This is a genomic window from Oscillospiraceae bacterium, assembly GCA_015067255.1.
Lineage (GTDB): Bacteria > Bacillota > Clostridia > Oscillospirales > SIG519 > SIG519.
Window position 1 is genome coordinate 28,476 of the sequence record SVMS01000017.1, and the last position, 15,970, is coordinate 44,445.

Consider the following 15,970-nt stretch of genomic DNA (forward strand, 5'->3'; position numbering starts at 1 on the left):
GCAAAGCAATCAATTAATTTTAGCAGTTGCCGCAATCGTCGTTGCCGCAGCAGCTCCAAACTAACCAGATGATTATAGCAGCTATAATCCAGCTGCAGCAGTTGCCGCCGTTTCTACCAAATAATCCGTTGTTGTTACACATAATATAAAGTCCTCCAATTGATAATTATCCGGCTTTTAAACCGAATTTCACTTTATACTATGCAAATTAAGTACAGCTTGACACAAAAAATATCAATAATGATTGTAGTTTGTTGAAACGCTAAAAAGCGTTTCGACAAGCCGATTTTATCGGCTTTGTGAAATTAAATTCTATAAAATTTAATTTCACACGACACTCATTACAATGGTTATTGTCAAATTTTCTTTGAAAATTTGCTTCCAAATCATTGATTTGGTGTCGAAACAGTAATTTTGGTTACTGTTTTGACTAACTATAACCATTATTATTTTTAATATCGAAGCAAAGCTTCATAAGACTGTCGCCCAAATGGACATTTTCTATTGATACTCCCTTAATGCTTTCAAGCTCCATATTGGAAAAATTCCAGAAGCCCTTTACGCCTAAAGACGCAAGCCTTTGACACATAGGCGGAGTCTGCAATTTCGGAAGTGTAAGAATAGCAATATCGGGATTATTATCTTTACAAAACTTATCAAGCTTATCTGTATGCATAACCTCTAAGCCCTTATAGGTACTGCCAATCACGGCATCTGAAACATCAAAAAGACCGGTAATCTTAACTCCTCGTTTTTCAAAATTGATATTATGAGCTATTGCATTACCTAAGTTTCCCATTCCGATAATAATTGCAGTATATCCCATATCGTAGCCTAAAATCGAGCCGATTTCATTATAAAGGGAACGGACATTGTAGCCGTATCCCTGTTGTCCGAAACCGCCGAAGCTGTTGAAATCCTGCCTTATTTGTGAAGCAGTAACATTCATACGTCTCGAAAGCTCCTGACTTGAAACCTTTTCGACGTTGTTTTTCATAAGGTCGCTCAAATATCTGAAATAACGGGGCATTCGTTTTATAACGGCAATCGGAACACTTTTTTCCATATTAAGTGCCTTTCTTTAAAGTTTTGTAATTGTTTCCATTACGTAATCGCCGAATTCGTTACAGGTACAGCCTGTATCTCTTCCTGTTATAGCGATTTTCTTCTCTTCAAACATACAAATATCAAGAGCTTTTTCAAGCTTTGAAGCAAGAGACTGTCTGCCGATGTGGTTTAAAAGCATAACAGTTGCTCTGAGCATAGAGCAGGGGTCTGCATACTTATCTCTGCCCTCTTTTACCATTCTGGGTGCAGAGCCGTGAATAGCCTCAAACATAGCATATTTTTTACCTATGTTTCCGCTTCCTGCAGTACCTACGCCGCCTTGGAATTCAGCAGCCTCGTCTGTTATAATATCACCATAAAGATTAGGAAGAATAAATACCTTGAAATCCTTGCGGCGCTTTTCGTCAATAAGCTTAGCTGTTGTAATGTCAATATACCAGCTGTCAGTAACTATTTCGGGATATTCCTCTCCCACCTTTTTACAAAGGTTAAGGAACTTTCCGTCAGTAGTTTTAATTACGTTTGCCTTTGTTATGATTGAAACCTTTTCCTTATTGTTCTTGCGTGCGAAATCATATGCAAGACGGGCAATTCTTTCTGTACCCTCAGTTGTAGCTACAGTAAAGTCAACAGCAAGCTCGTCAGTTACGTTTACGCCCTTGCTGCCCAAGGTATAAGCACCCTCTGTATTCTCTCTGAAGAAGGTCCAGTCAATACCCTTTTCAGGTACTTTTACAGGACGTACGTTGGCAAAAAGGTCAAGCTCTTTACGCATAGCAACGTTAGCGCTTTCAATGTTGGGCCAGCCGTCGCCTGCTTCGGGAGTAGTTGTGGGGCCCTTAAGAATAACATGGCAAGCCTTAAGCTCTTCAAGAACATCGTCGGGAATAGCTTTTAAAACCTTTGCTCTGTTTTCTATTGTAAGACCGTCAATTACCTTAAATTCAACTTTTCCGCTTTTAACCTCGTCTGCAAGTAAAAACTCAAGAACTCTCTGAGCCTCGTGAGTAATTACGGGACCGATACCGTCACCGCCGCAAATACCGATTACTATTTTATCGAGCTTATCATAATCGGTAACCTCTTTAGAATTGTTGATACGCTCAACTCTTGCTAACTGTTCACGAATAAGCGCTTCAAATTTTTCTGTTGCTGCTTTTATCTGTGCTTCCATTTGTAATACTTCCTTTAACCGTTATTTTTAGTGTAATTCAAAAGACCGCCTGCTAAAATCATACCCTTCTGACGTTCAGAAAGCTCGATTGTAACATTAAAGCTTTTGCCTGTTGTTTTATTAAGTATTGAAATTTTTCCGTTTTCAAGCTGAGAATGAAGCTTATCAATAACAAGCTCATCGTTGAGGGAAATAGAATCGTAATCTGCCTCATTTTCAAAAACAAGGGGCATAATTCCCGAGTTTATAAGGTTAGCTGCATGTATTCTTGCAAAGGATTTTGCAATTACAGCCTTTATTCCCAGATAGAGAGGAACAAGCGCCGCATGCTCTCTTGAAGAGCCCTGTCCGTAGTTCTGACCGCCTATTATAAAGCCGCCGCCCTCTTCAAGAGCACGCTTTGAGAAGCTTTCATCGCACTTTTCAAAGCAGAACTGAGAAAGGAAGGGAATATTTGAACGGTAGGGCAAAATTCTTGCGCCTGCAGGCATAATATGGTCTGTTGTTATATTATCGCCAACTACAAGCAAAGCCTTCTTGCTTATTGTGTCGGGTAAAGCTTCGTTTATGGGGAAGGGCTTTATGTTGGGGCCTCTTACAACCTCAACCTCAGCAGAGCTTTCTGCAGGAGCATCAATCATATTGTCATTTATAAGAAACTTTTCGGGCATCTTTATTTCAACCTTGTCCCCAAGCTCTCTTGCATCAGAAAGAACACCGCTCAATGCTGAATAAGCAGCTGTTTCGGGGCTTACAAGATATACGCTTGCATCCTGTGTACCGCTTCTGCCTTCAAAGTTTCTGTTAAAGGTACGCAAGGATACACCTGCGCTCTTAGGAGACTGTCCCATTCCTATACAAGGACCGCAAGCACATTCAATAACTCTTGCGCCTGCCGCTAAGATATCGGATAAAGCGCCGTTTTGCGCAAGCATATTAAGCACCTGACGGGAGCCGGGAGCAATTACTAAAGAAACGTCTGGATGTACTGTTTTGCCCTTAAGTATAGTTGCAACACGCATCAAATCAAGATAAGATGAGTTGGTGCAGGAACCGATACAAACCTGGTCAATTTTTATCTTTCCTATTTCAGTAACGTCCTTAACATTGTCGGGGCTGTGAGGACAAGCCGCCATAGGAGCAAGCTCAGACAGATTTATTTCAATTTCCTTATCATACTGAGCATCGGGGTCTGCAAATATCGGAGTGAAATCCTCTTCACGTCCCTGAGCCTTAAGGAATTCTCTTGTAACCTCATCACTGGGGAAAACAGAGGTGGTAGCGCCAAGCTCTGCGCCCATATTGGTAATGGTAGCTCTTTCGGGAACAGACAAGGTTTTAACGCCTTCGCCTGCATATTCAATAACGTTTCCTACGCCGCCCTTTACAGTAAGCTTTTTAAGTACAGCTAAAATAACGTCTTTAGCAGAAACCCAAGGTGAAAGAGCGCCTGTAAGGTTAACCTTAACAACCTTAGGCATAGTGATATGATATGCGCCGCCGCCCATAGCAACAGCAACGTCAAGACCGCCTGCACCCATAGCAAGCATACCAATACCGCCGCCTGTGGGAGTATGGGAGTCGCTTCCTACGAGAGTTTTTCCGGGCTTGCCGAAACGCTCAAGATGTACCTGATGGCAGATACCGTTACCTGGACGGGAATAATAAATACCGTGTTTTTTACATACGGTCTGAATATATTTATGGTCGTCAGCATTCATAAAACCGCTTTGCAGAGTATTATGGTCGATATAAGCAACGCTTTTTTCTGTTTTTACTCTGTCAACCCCCATAGCTTCAAACTGCAGATACGCCATAGTTCCCGTAGCGTCCTGAGTAAGAGTCTGGTCGATTTTTAATGCGATAGGCTCACCTGCAACAGCCTTTCCGCTGACAAGATGTGCCTCTATAATTTTTTGTGCAATATTCTTTGCCAAGAGCTTTTCCTCCTTAGTAATACATATACTAAATATAATATAATATTGTTAATTAATTGTCAAGAAAAAAAGTACTGGAAAACGAGCTATATATATGATATAATAGGATAGAATAAACAATCCGAAAGGAAATGAATTTATTATGGCGGCAAAGAAAAAAACAGCTTCCAAGAAAAAGGACGTTCAAAGTAAAGAGCGTACCCCTCTTGCAAATCAGATACTTACAGTTGTTCTTTTTGTAGTGGGAATTTTCTTGTTAATTTCTTTTTTATTTGATATAACAGGTGTTGCAGGACGCTTTATTTCAAACTTTTTTAAAGGCTTTTTAGGTACTGCGGCATATTTTTTACCCTTCTTTTTGTTTTTCCTTGCAATAAGAAACAGTAAAAGCGCCATTAAGTTTGAATTTTCTATAAAGCTTTGGTCGGGCATTGTATTTCTTGTTAATTTCTCTGCCCTTATGCTGATAATTTCGAATTTCAAGCCGGAAACACAGGGAATAAACAACGTTATAGGCGAAATGTTCTCTCACGGTACTGCAAATATTATTTCAGGCGGTCTTATAGGCTCCGCTTTGGGACTTGGTATGAGATCCTTACTTGACGTTGTTGGCTCGTTAATTGTAATTATTCTTCTTTTGCTTATTTCCTTTATGCTTTTGACAGGTATTACCGCAAGGCAGATTTACAAATTCTTCATTCCCTTTAAAATGAAAGATGTTGCAAAGGCAGTAGGTGAAAAAATAGTTTCAGAAGAGGAAGAAGAAAAAGCTCCCAAGAGTAAGAAAAAAGAGCCTGTTATTGATATTCCCGTTGATGAGCCGAGAAAAATTGACGATGAGCAGGTTGATAATATAATGAAAACTCTCTCCGAAGGCTCTGAAAGCATAGAGAATGAGCAAGAACTTTCCGAAACAGAAGCAGTTATTCCTCCCAAAGAGGAAGAAAAAGAGCCTGTGGAAACTGAGGAGTTTGACATTGAGGAGGAGAAAAAGGAAGCTCCCAAGAAAAGCTCAGAGGGCTATACCTTCCCTCCTATAACCTTATTAAAGCAAGACGTAGGAGCTTCTCCTGCAGCAGATGTTTCAGACGAGCTTAAGCAAAACGGCAAAAAGCTTATTGATACTCTTAAAAGCTTCGGTGTTGATGCAAGCATAGTAAATATAAGCAGAGGTCCGTCAGTAACCCGCTATGAAATTGCCCCCGGTGTAGGCGTAAAAATAAGTAAAATTGCAAATCTTGCTGACGATATAGCTTTAAATCTTGCGGCTATGGGAGTAAGAATTGAAGCTCCTATTCCGGGAAAAGCGGCTATAGGTATTGAAATTCCAAATAATAATATAAGCTCTGTTTTCATTCGTGATATTTTAGCAAGCCGTGAATTCAGAGAAGCAAAATCAAATCTTTCTGTTTGCTTAGGTAAAGACATAACAGGAAACCATATTATAACCGACCTTTCAAAAATGCCTCACCTTCTTGTTGCAGGTGCTACAGGCTCAGGTAAATCAGTTTGTATTAACTCAATAATTATTTCTCTTCTTTATAAGTCATCACCCGAACAGGTAAAGCTTTTGATGATTGACCCTAAGGTTGTTGAGCTTAAGATTTATAACTCTATTCCTCATTTGCTTATCCCTGTGGTTACAGACCCTAAAAAAGCCGCAGGCGCACTTAACTGGGCTGTCGTTGAAATGCTTGACCGTTATAAAAAGTTTGCTGAGCAAAATGTACGTGACATTACAGGCTACAACGAAAATGCGAAGGTTGACGAGAATTTAGAAACTATGCCGCATATTGTAGTTATTATAGACGAGCTTGCAGATTTGATGATGGCGGCTCCCAACGAGGTTGAGGACTCTATTTGCAGACTTGCTCAGATGGCGAGAGCTGCGGGAATGCACCTTGTTATTGCTACTCAGAGACCGTCGACAGACGTTATTACCGGAACTATTAAAGCAAATGTTCCTTCAAGAATTTCCTTTAAGGTTTCTTCTCAGGTTGACTCAAGAATTATTCTTGATGTGGCAGGCGCAGAAAAGCTTTTAGGCCGGGGAGATATGCTCTTCTGTCCTGTAGGACAAAGCAAGCCCACACGTATACAGGGCTGTTTTGTAAGCGATAAAGAGGTTGAAGCGGTAACCGACTTTGTTTCGGGAAGCGCAGACGTTACATATGACGATTCTATTATTGAGCATATTGAAACAAAGGCTGCCGAGGCTGAGCAGAAAAACAAGAAGGTTCTTGACGATAATGCTTCCGACGAGGACGAAATGCTTCCGGCTGCTATTGAGGTTGTAGTGGAAGCGGGAATGGCTTCGGTTTCATTGCTTCAAAGAAAGCTTAAGCTTGGCTATGCAAGAGCCGCAAGAATAGTTGACCAATTAGAGCAAAAAGGAATTGTAGGTCCCTACGAAGGCGCAAAGCCCCGTCAGGTTTTAATTTCTAAGGTTCAGTATCAGGAAATGCTTATGAACACCGAAAAAAGCGAAGAATAAATTTAAAATTAAAAACCAAACAACCGTTATTCTGATTTTGAATAACGGTTGTTTTTTGTCGTTAAACAGCGTTTAACGAGGGTGAATTTGATAATAATTTAAATTTACCCGCCTTAACTTGACATTAACTAAGTATTCTGCTATAATGACTATGTGGATGTCGAAATAGGGCAAAGCCTTATTTCGACTGCGAATTTTGAATTCGCAAACAATTACCAACGGTAATTGAACATATTCATTGAAATGATATCGAAGTTGCAAAATAACATTTTAAGATGTTTTTTGCAACATAGAGCCGATTTTCATCGGCTTTGTCGAGAAATTGGGTCAATTTCTCGACATTCGATAATCATTATAATGATTATAGTTAGTCGAAACATCTGTGTTTCGACACAAAATCTTCGATTTTGAAACAACTTTTATAAGAAAGGAGAATTGATGATGAATAAAAAAATTTACACAAGACAATATTATATTGAAAAAATTCGCGGTTTTTACCATAGTGATCTTATTAAAGTTATTACAGGTATACGTCGTTGCGGAAAATCTTTTTTTCTGCTTTCGGTTATGGAAGAACTAAAAAAAGAGGGTGTTGCCGAAAAGGATATTATATATTTAAACCTTGATAAGCGAGGTTACAGAAAAATCAAAACTCCTGATGCTTTAGAAGCAGCAATTGAAGCTCTTATTACCGATGATGATTTTAAATATCTGTTTATAGATGAAGTTCAGAATGTTGATGGCTTTGAGGAAGTTGTCAATGGTTTCAGAGAAGATGGAAACTTTTCTATCTTTATTACAGGCTCAAACTCCTATTTGCTCAGCGGTGAGCTTTCTACTAAGCTTACGGGACGATATATTGAAGTTGAAATGTTCACTTTGAACTTTCGTGAGTTTTTGGAAATGAAAAAATTTCTCAAAAAAGACGTTAAGGATAACAAATTCGAAGAATTGAACGAATATCTTCGTTTTGGCGGTTTTCCTAAAACTCTTGAATTTGATAACCCTGCCGATAAAGATACCTATATTACCGATGTTATAGAGCAAATCCTTGAAAAAGACGTAATTAAGCATAGGAAAATCAGAAATCCTGCGGTATTTGATAAGGTTATGACTTATATTATCAATAATTTCGGTGCTACTGTAAGTCTTTCAAGTATAACAGAATACTTTGACAAGCAGGAGCATATCAAAATCCGTAGCGAAACTCTAAACAATTATTTAAAAATACTTGAAAATGCAAAAATAATTTATAAATGTCCTCGCTTTGATGTTAAATCAAAAAAATCACTTCGCGGCGAACAAAAATATTATCTTGCTGATCTTGGTATTTATTTTTCCCGTAACGTAGATGCAAGAATAAATTACGGTCCGATACTTGAAAATATAATTTATACTTATCTTTGTACAAAAAATTATAAAATAAGCGTGGGACGTATCGGAAAGTTAGAGTGCGATTTTATTACAAGAATTAACGATGAATACCGCTATATTCAAGTAGCTATGACAATTATGAGTCAGGAAACCGAGGAACGAGAATATAAACCTTTCAGCATAATTCATGATAACTATCCTAAGTATGTCATTACCCTTGATTCTCTTTTGCAAAAACGTGATGGAGTAATACACAAAAATCTGATTGACTTTATTTCCAATGACGAAAATCTTTAACTAAAAAGTTCAGGAAATTTATGATGCTTATTCTAAAGGACAGATAATGTTTTACATTTTCTGTCCTCTTTTTTTGACTATAATGACTATCGAGCAAAATGAAATTTTATTTGCGTAAAGCCGATAAAATCGTTCGTTGAAACGCTTCTAAGTGTTTCATAAACTACAATCATTATTACTGAATTTGTTGTAACAAAAGCGATAGGCTTGCTTTTTGCCTATATGCAGACTAACATCTGCTCGATATTTTTTACTATCGTAAAATCGATATGTTTAAGCATAGCTCAAACTCGATATGATATAAATCTCATCAGAGATTTATATCACTGCGTTGTACAACAACGCAAAAAATAAGGCTATGCATTTCTGCATAGCCTTATGTTAATTACATTTTATTCAAATAACCGAGGTTATTCAGTTATTCTGAATGTGTAAAGAGGTAATTTCTTACCATTTAAATGTATATGTGCCTGTGCCTACAGCATCGTAAGCACCGTTGTTTCCAACGGACTTAGCATATACGTTGATTGTATATGTTCTAGCCTTATCAACAACAAAGTCAAATGATGTTGCTGTTGAGTATACGCTCTTGATGTTCTTGTTGCTGTAGTTATCATAGATTTCGAAGCTGTACTCAAGACCCTCTACAGGATTTGTAACAGCGATTGTGGATGTAGCACCAGCTACGCCACCTGTGATAGCGAATGTAGGCTCAGTTGCGGAAACGTTACCAACGTTAACCTTTACTATTTCAAGAACTTCGAAAGCACCAGCGCCTTCAGCTCTTGCATAGCAGTAGATTTCATAGATACCGTTTCTAGCAGGAGTCCAATCCCAAGTATTGTCAGCACTCCAGTTCTGAACTACTACGTACTTGTCAGCCTCACGGCGAACAAACAAGTATTCAGTTGCATTTACAGCTTCAATTGTTGCTGTGTATGTTGTATCAACAGTTGCAGCAGCGTCTAAGCCTGTAACAGCAGTAATATCTACGTTGTTTTCAGCTCTCATAATTCTGATTCTTCTGTAAACAGAATCAACAATTGCGCCGTTAGCATCTTTGATATCTGTGTATACGTTGTATACGCCGGGTTTAGCAAATACAAGAGCATCTGTAGATGTTGAGTATTTAGCATCGCCAAATTCACCAATAGCTCTTGAAATTGTTGTTGTGCCGTCACCGTTTACAATTCCGGGAATTGTAAGAGTGATTTCTTCGCCGGCTTTATTTCCGGAAAGACCTAATGCAGTGCCGTCAAAGTAAGCTTTTTCAGCAGCAGCAACGTCAACTATTGTATAGTTAACTCTCTTTGTTGCAACGTTGTAATCTTCTTCACCAACAACTGCAACAGTGATGTCAGCAACATATGTGCCGGCTCTTGTTGCATGTGCAGTAGCAGTGAAGCTACCGTTAGCAGCAACTTGACCTGTAACAGTCTCATAGCTGTCAGAGAAGTATACTGTGTAAGCAGCTGTCTTACCTTCGGGAACGATAACATCACCCTTAATCAATGCAGTTTCGTTAAGGTTAGTTGCACCAACTTGAATATCGCCAAGTGAAATCTGTCCTAATTCAGCAAGAGTCTTGTTGTATGTAGGAGCTTCAACTGTTCCGATTTCAGCATCTTCTGCAAGAACTTCAATCTGGAAGGGATCGCAAGGATTCTCAACAACGATATCAAATGTTGTCTCTGTGCCAAATGCCTTAACTAATGTCCAGCCATAAGCAGCATCCTTAGCGTATGCCTTGTAGCTTGCGCCTTCAGTTGTGTTGTTAAGAGTTACGGAATATACGTAACCAGCATCTGTCTTGTCTTTTAAAGCAACGTCAGCACCTAAAGCAGGAGCTTCAGCAGCCTCTGTGATTGTCAAAGACTCAATAGCAGGAACTGCTATATTGTTAGCCTGAGCACGTAATTGGTTATCGGAAACACCGGTGAAAACTTTTGCTTTCAAAATGTGAGCACCTGTGTACTCAACATCTCTTGCATAAGAGAAAGTTAATTCTTCAACATCAGCAATTCCTTCTTTTACTGTGAATGTGAAAGAACCTAAATTAGCGCCATCCTCAGCATAAGGAAATCTTGCAGTGTTTGATGCTGTTGCAAAAATATTCTTTATACGTAAGTCAGAAGCAGCTGTCTTAATGTTATAATATGTTTTAGTTGTAGCATAATCAGAGCAATAGAAATCAGGAATCTCATCAATACCTGTATTTGACATATTGTTTGTATAAAGAGTTGTTTCTAAAGCAGACTGATTATAGTCTATATAAGTACAAATCTGTGCAAACTTAGTAGGTGCATTTGTTTCATTGTATCCGCTCAATTTCTGATAAAGTTTTACTGTATCGCCAGCTTCAAGAGTTTTAATATCTGTTACTAAAACTTCGCCGTCACCTGTAACTTCATACAGTTCAAAGCTCAAAGTAACTTCTCCAGCAGCAGCGGATACACCTACAGCAAAAGTAGTTGTTAAAGCAAACAACATACTTACTGCTAATACAATGGAAATAATCTTTCTCATTATAAAAGTATCCTCCTTTTAAAAATTAATAAGCTAAACCTAAGCTATCAAGAATACCAAGGTCAACTAAAAGGGTTTCATAATCATAACCTAATTCAGCATCCAAGAAGTTCTCAGCAGCCATATTTAAATAAGCGTCATCTGCGCCCATTACAATTTCACCGTCTAAGTCTAACTCGATTGCTTCAAATAGGCAGTTATAAAGCACTTCATTTTCAGGGTCAAGACCAAGGTCTGAATAGAATGTATCAAAATCCATACCTAATTCAGGATCCAAAGCGTTTTCGGCAATCATATTTACGTAAGCATCGTCTGCACCCATAATAACATCGCCGTCACCGTCAAGGTCACCGTATACTACTACATAGTATACATTTCCGTTAACTTCAACAGTTGAACCTGTTCCTATGTATGAACCAGCTTCAGCAATATCTGTACCGTAAACATCTGTAAAGATTGCATCTGCAGCAGCGGGAACTTCAGCAATAAAGTCCTCAACTGTTGTCATAGGTCTTACAGCTTTGATTGTGAAGTTATCGTTATCAATAGCATATAAGCCGTTTACAGACTCTAAGCCTGTAGGAGCAGGAGCAGCGATTGTTGCAGCTGCATTAACAGAACCTGTAGCAGCGATTGCAACAAGATCTGTACCTACGAAAGTTGTGCCTTCGTCGTTGATAGCAACAACGTTTTCAACAACTGTTTCTTCAGCAACTTCTTTAGCAACAAGTTTAATTGTAGCTATTTCAGTTGTGCCCTTTGCAAGAGTTTCAGCAGTATTTTCAGCTGCGTCAACACCGTCAAAGAGGATAACGAGTTTGCCTGTTTCAGCATTGTAGTAACCTGCTGCTTTGCCTGCAAGAGCATCAGCAAATACGATGTCCTGATAAGCTTCTACTTCGCCTTCGGGGTCTACTACTTCGTTGATTGCAAAGTTTGCATCAACATCAAGAGTAATCATAAATCCGTCAACGATAGGAGCATTAGCATCGTAATTAGCAAGGTTGATTACGATTTCATAAAGGTCGCCTGCGTTTAATTCAGCAGTAGCACCTGTTACTGAGAACTCAAGACCTGTAAAAGGAACTACAGTATCAAAGGTTTCAACAGCAACATCTGTTGTGAATAAAGCATAGCCGGATTCATCAGCGAATGCCATATCACTCTTGGAAACAACTACAGGAGCAATTCCTGTTGTTCCCTCTTCTGCTGTTACGTCAACATAGAAGCTGAAAAGAGCTGTTTTTGAAGAAATATCAATATCAGCGATCTCTTCAATATTCTCACCGTTATCAACGAAACCAGCGTATACGAAAGAAACAACGCCGTTCTCATCAACGCTTGTTGCAAGACCTGCAACTTCGTTAGCAAGAACTACGTCCTTGTATGTTTCTACGTCGCCGTTAGGGTCAACTACATCTTCAGTGATGATTGACGCACCGTCGGAATCGGTAAGCTCAATGTGGTAACCAGCAAGAAGAGCCTCTGCGGATTGTGCATACACAGTAACCAATCTGCCGCCTTCAGTTTCAACTGATTCAACAGAAAGTGAAAGGTTTGCACTTGCAGCAGAAATGGGCATTGCAGCAAAAACGGAAACAATCATAAGTACCGCTACTGCTAACGCCAACATTCTTTTTTTCATAGCCTTTCCTCCAATTTCGTGTTCGCCCTTTAGGAACTAAAGGACTTTTTCTACATTTATAATCACGACCGTGCGTGTCCCGTGGTTATACGGAAAAGCAGGGCATAATGATATCAGTATCTAAATTTTAACACAAATAAAATGTTATGTCAATCATTTTATAAAGAAATTTAATTAAAAATTACCCAAAATAAATATGTTTTTTTTTAAATTATTGTAAATTATTACTTTTTGTCCTTCTAAGGCAACTGTTAATTTGGAACAAATTACAAACTTTGGATAATTTTATTATCTTCCATTGTAATATTCATCTAAATAGACATTTGCAACTACCGTTAAGCTGTCGAGATATTTGTAATCTATGTCCATAGAACGATTGTCAGTTACCGCTGTAAACACCACATAAAGTCTTGAGCCGCCGCCGTAAAGAACGCAGGACATTTTTTCGAGAGGAAGAGGGATTTCCGTTACGTTTACAGCGGAGTCTTTTATATCTTTTATAGCTTCATTTTTAAAGTAGGATATCATTTCATTAAAATCGCTTTGCATTATCTGAGCACCGTTGCGTTTAAGCACCAGTGACAAGGAGCCGTTACTGTTATCGCTTATAAGCTCGTAGTAATATTCGCCCCTGTTGCCTTTGAATTCAGCAGAGGAAACTACACCGGTTTCAAGGTATTCAGTTTGCGCATTTATGCACAGGTCATAGCCCGACACATTATAATTGGCGGGCTTTAATATATAATTTCTGTAATAAAAATCATTATCCTCTATCTGAGAATTTTCTGAATAGCCAAAGCATCTTTCGAAATCGCTCATCACAAAACCGTCAGGCAGCCAATAAGCTATTTTTGTTTTATCCTTTAAGGTTAAATACTCAACGCTGTTATAGAGCTCCTGCATATCATATGAAGGAATTTCGACGTCGCTTTTAAGCACGCCGCTTTCAAGCATATAATTTCTTTGGAGAATTTTCTCTGCTCTGAGCATTTGCGAATAGCAGGACACGTCAAAAAAGTTTACTATAGGCAAGCAGGAAAAGGCTACGAAAAAGCAAAACAAAGAAACCGTTGCAACGAGATATATTTTTGATTTTATCAAATACACAAGGCAACAGACAACAGAAAAAGCTATTATAAGCATAGCAAAATAACGGTTATATGTTATTGCATAAACCGATATTCTTTTTAGAACAGCAATTGCCGACATTATATTAAACACTATACATATAATAGGAAAGATTTTTTTAAAAAGCTTACAAATTTCCGAGCTTATATTTCCCGCAATCATATACACGCAAATACCCGCAATGCTATATACCACAGCGGCTTTTACTATCTGATTTGACGGCCAGATGCCTGTTACAAATATTTTTACAAAGTAGCCTGCAAAAATCGCAGAAAAAATAAAAATAACAGGAATAACTATATAGGAAACTATTTTTTTTATATTTTCGGACATTTCAAAAGCTTCTATTTCATTTTGATTTGAATATTTCGGAAGCTTACTTAAAAAGGAAAGCGCAAAAATATATATACATATATATAATATATAGACATTTATTTTTTCAAAGGAAGAAATAATAAAAAGAGAATTTACGCCATACAGAACAACGTAAGCGCCAAGATAAATCATCAGTGTAGAAAAAAAGCTTGAATACAAATGTCTTATAATGATTATTGCCATTTTATCAAAGGTATTCTCTTGACTTTTTATGCACGGTACAAGCATAAAGCCCAAAAAGAAAATCAATCCAAAGGCATAGCTTCTGAAAAGCCACAAATCATTCAAGGAGAACAGATACAGACTTAAAAACAGCAGAAAAGGCATAAACAGTCCTACAAACGTAATGGTTGAATGATACCTTTTAGGGCAAAATCTTTCCTTTACTGCAACAGAGAGCATATTTAAAAGAGCTCCCACAACGCAAGTCATAGACAAAGCTTTTACAACCTGCAATCCGTTTCCCTGCACGTTTTCTCTTACACACATAAGAATTACAAATACCGTTAAATACAGTATTGTTACAGGAAAGCGGAAAAAGGCATATATTAAATTTTTAAATTTTTCAGAAATTTTATATTCTGATTTACTTTGCCTCACTTTTTGCCCTTCTCCTTTGATTAAAATACATATACTATATTGTATTACAACCGTAAAAAAAAGTCATTACAAAATGGTTACAATTAAATAAAAGTCTTACCTGTCTGCACATTAAAAATACGGGCTCACAATAATAAATACGGACATTGTAAAAATGTCCGTATTTATTAACCCATTAACGCTATAATGTTCTCGTCAGAATATTCAATCTCTTCCGAAATAATACTTGCCAATGTTGCAATTTCTTGTAAAGTCTTTGCTTTTTCAGAGCATATCAAAGAAGCAAGAAGCCTCTCACAGAACAAGCAAAAGGCTAACCTGATACAAAAGTCCTCAGCATCAAAAGCTTCGGTACAGTGGCGGTAAACAAGATATGCAAGAAATCTTTTCAGATATTCATCAGCTTCCCGTCCGACAGGACGGCATTTTGACGAATAATTCATAAATAATTTTTTGTGCCTTATATCAAGATATTCGAGGTTGTTAAGTATTTCAAGCCAGTTACAGTCATTCCCTGCATTCACAGAATACCTGCGATAAATTTCATTAAGTCCTGAGGTGTAATCATTATGCAACACCGCATATATTTCACTACGCCATATACGTCCGTCAAAATCAGCATTATCTTCTTTTACATCAACATCGCCTATATACTCTGACTGTTCAAAATCCGACGAAGAAAGAATTACCCTTGCCGCCTCAATGCACGACATACCGATACCAACCTCAGCAACGCTTGTATAATTATAAAATCTCGGGTGTTCACGGCATATATCGCAGAGATATTCCTCGCCTGCATTGATAATAATTTTGCAAAATCCCTGTTTATCAAGATGGGGGCATCTTTCAGACTCATCAAGCTTAAAGTGAGGTGTATCTTCCATAGAAATACTGTCTCTGATGACTGTTCCATAATCATTTTTCATATTTTTATATTTTTCAACAGTATTCTTGTCAATATCAATTTCCCAACCGACACAGCAACTGTGCTCGCATTTATCTGCGATGCATTTAAAATTTTTATAGTACACGGGAGCGTAAAGCTTCATATTCTTTCCTTTATATCTGATAAATTTATGAGTATATTATAGTATAAATTCGTAATTTGTTCAACAAGTTTTGATTTCTTGTTTTTGATAAGTCTACAAAAAAGATGTTTTTACCGTTTTTGCGTATGAATTCGAACTCTCACATGAAATTCAAAATCATCCGCGAAGCGGATACCTTCGGTACCGAAACTTGTCAAGAATTTCGGACAGATAAAAGAGTGAAAAATTGATTTGGTACTGAATAATTGATACCTGAATGCAATCTTTCTGAATTGTAATACAATTCAATATATTCAACAATTT

At 37.9% G+C, this 15,970-nt stretch carries 9 protein-coding genes; 2 read left to right on the forward strand and 7 right to left on the reverse strand.

Translation table 11 applies throughout. The features are described 5' to 3' along the window. Positions 1–430 precede the first annotated feature (430 nt). From E7480_05340 to E7480_05350, 3 genes are read right to left on the reverse strand one after another with little or no spacing between them, the layout of a single operon-like run. A complete protein-coding gene (locus E7480_05340; protein ID MBE6904013.1) occupies positions 431–1,066 on the reverse strand; it encodes a redox-sensing transcriptional repressor Rex in 636 nt (211 codons plus the stop codon). 15 nt (positions 1,067–1,081) lie between these two features. Beyond that, complete coding sequence (locus E7480_05345) at positions 1,082–2,242, reverse strand: isocitrate/isopropylmalate dehydrogenase family protein (protein ID MBE6904014.1); 1,161 nt, start codon at positions 2,240–2,242, stop codon at positions 1,082–1,084. A 14-nt stretch (positions 2,243–2,256) separates the two neighbouring features. After that, the gene (locus E7480_05350) at positions 2,257–4,179 is read right to left on the reverse strand and encodes an aconitate hydratase (GenBank protein MBE6904015.1); all 1,923 of its coding nucleotides are present in this window, start codon (positions 4,177–4,179) and stop codon (positions 2,257–2,259) included. 142 nt (positions 4,180–4,321) lie between these two features. Between E7480_05350 and E7480_05355 the strand changes: the two genes are divergently transcribed. Both E7480_05355 and E7480_05360 read left to right on the forward strand, forming a co-directional pair. Further along, on the forward strand, positions 4,322–6,673 hold the full coding sequence (locus tag E7480_05355; protein MBE6904016.1) for a DNA translocase FtsK: 2,352 nt from the start codon (positions 4,322–4,324) through the stop codon (positions 6,671–6,673). 441 nt (positions 6,674–7,114) lie between these two features. Further along, a complete protein-coding gene (locus E7480_05360; GenBank protein ID MBE6904017.1) occupies positions 7,115–8,344 on the forward strand; it encodes an ATP-binding protein in 1,230 nt (409 codons plus the stop codon). 447 nt (positions 8,345–8,791) lie between these two features. Here E7480_05360 and E7480_05365 read toward each other — a convergent pair whose 3' ends face one another. From E7480_05365 to E7480_05380, 4 genes are all read right to left on the reverse strand, one after another. Then, positions 8,792–10,870 (reverse strand): hypothetical protein, encoded by a 2,079-nt coding sequence (locus tag E7480_05365; GenBank protein ID MBE6904018.1) that lies wholly within the window; start codon positions 10,868–10,870, stop codon positions 8,792–8,794. A gap of 25 nt (positions 10,871–10,895) precedes the next feature. Further along, entirely contained in the window at positions 10,896–12,515 is a 1,620-nt protein-coding gene (locus E7480_05370) for a hypothetical protein (protein MBE6904019.1), read from the reverse strand. Between the two features lie 288 nt (positions 12,516–12,803). Continuing rightward, positions 12,804–14,618, reverse strand: a complete 1,815-nt coding sequence (locus E7480_05375; GenBank protein ID MBE6904020.1) for a DUF4153 domain-containing protein — start codon at positions 14,616–14,618, stop codon at positions 12,804–12,806. Between the two features lie 167 nt (positions 14,619–14,785). Continuing rightward, positions 14,786–15,667, reverse strand: a complete 882-nt coding sequence (locus E7480_05380) for a hypothetical protein (protein ID MBE6904021.1) — start codon at positions 15,665–15,667, stop codon at positions 14,786–14,788. Positions 15,668–15,970 lie beyond the last annotated feature (303 nt).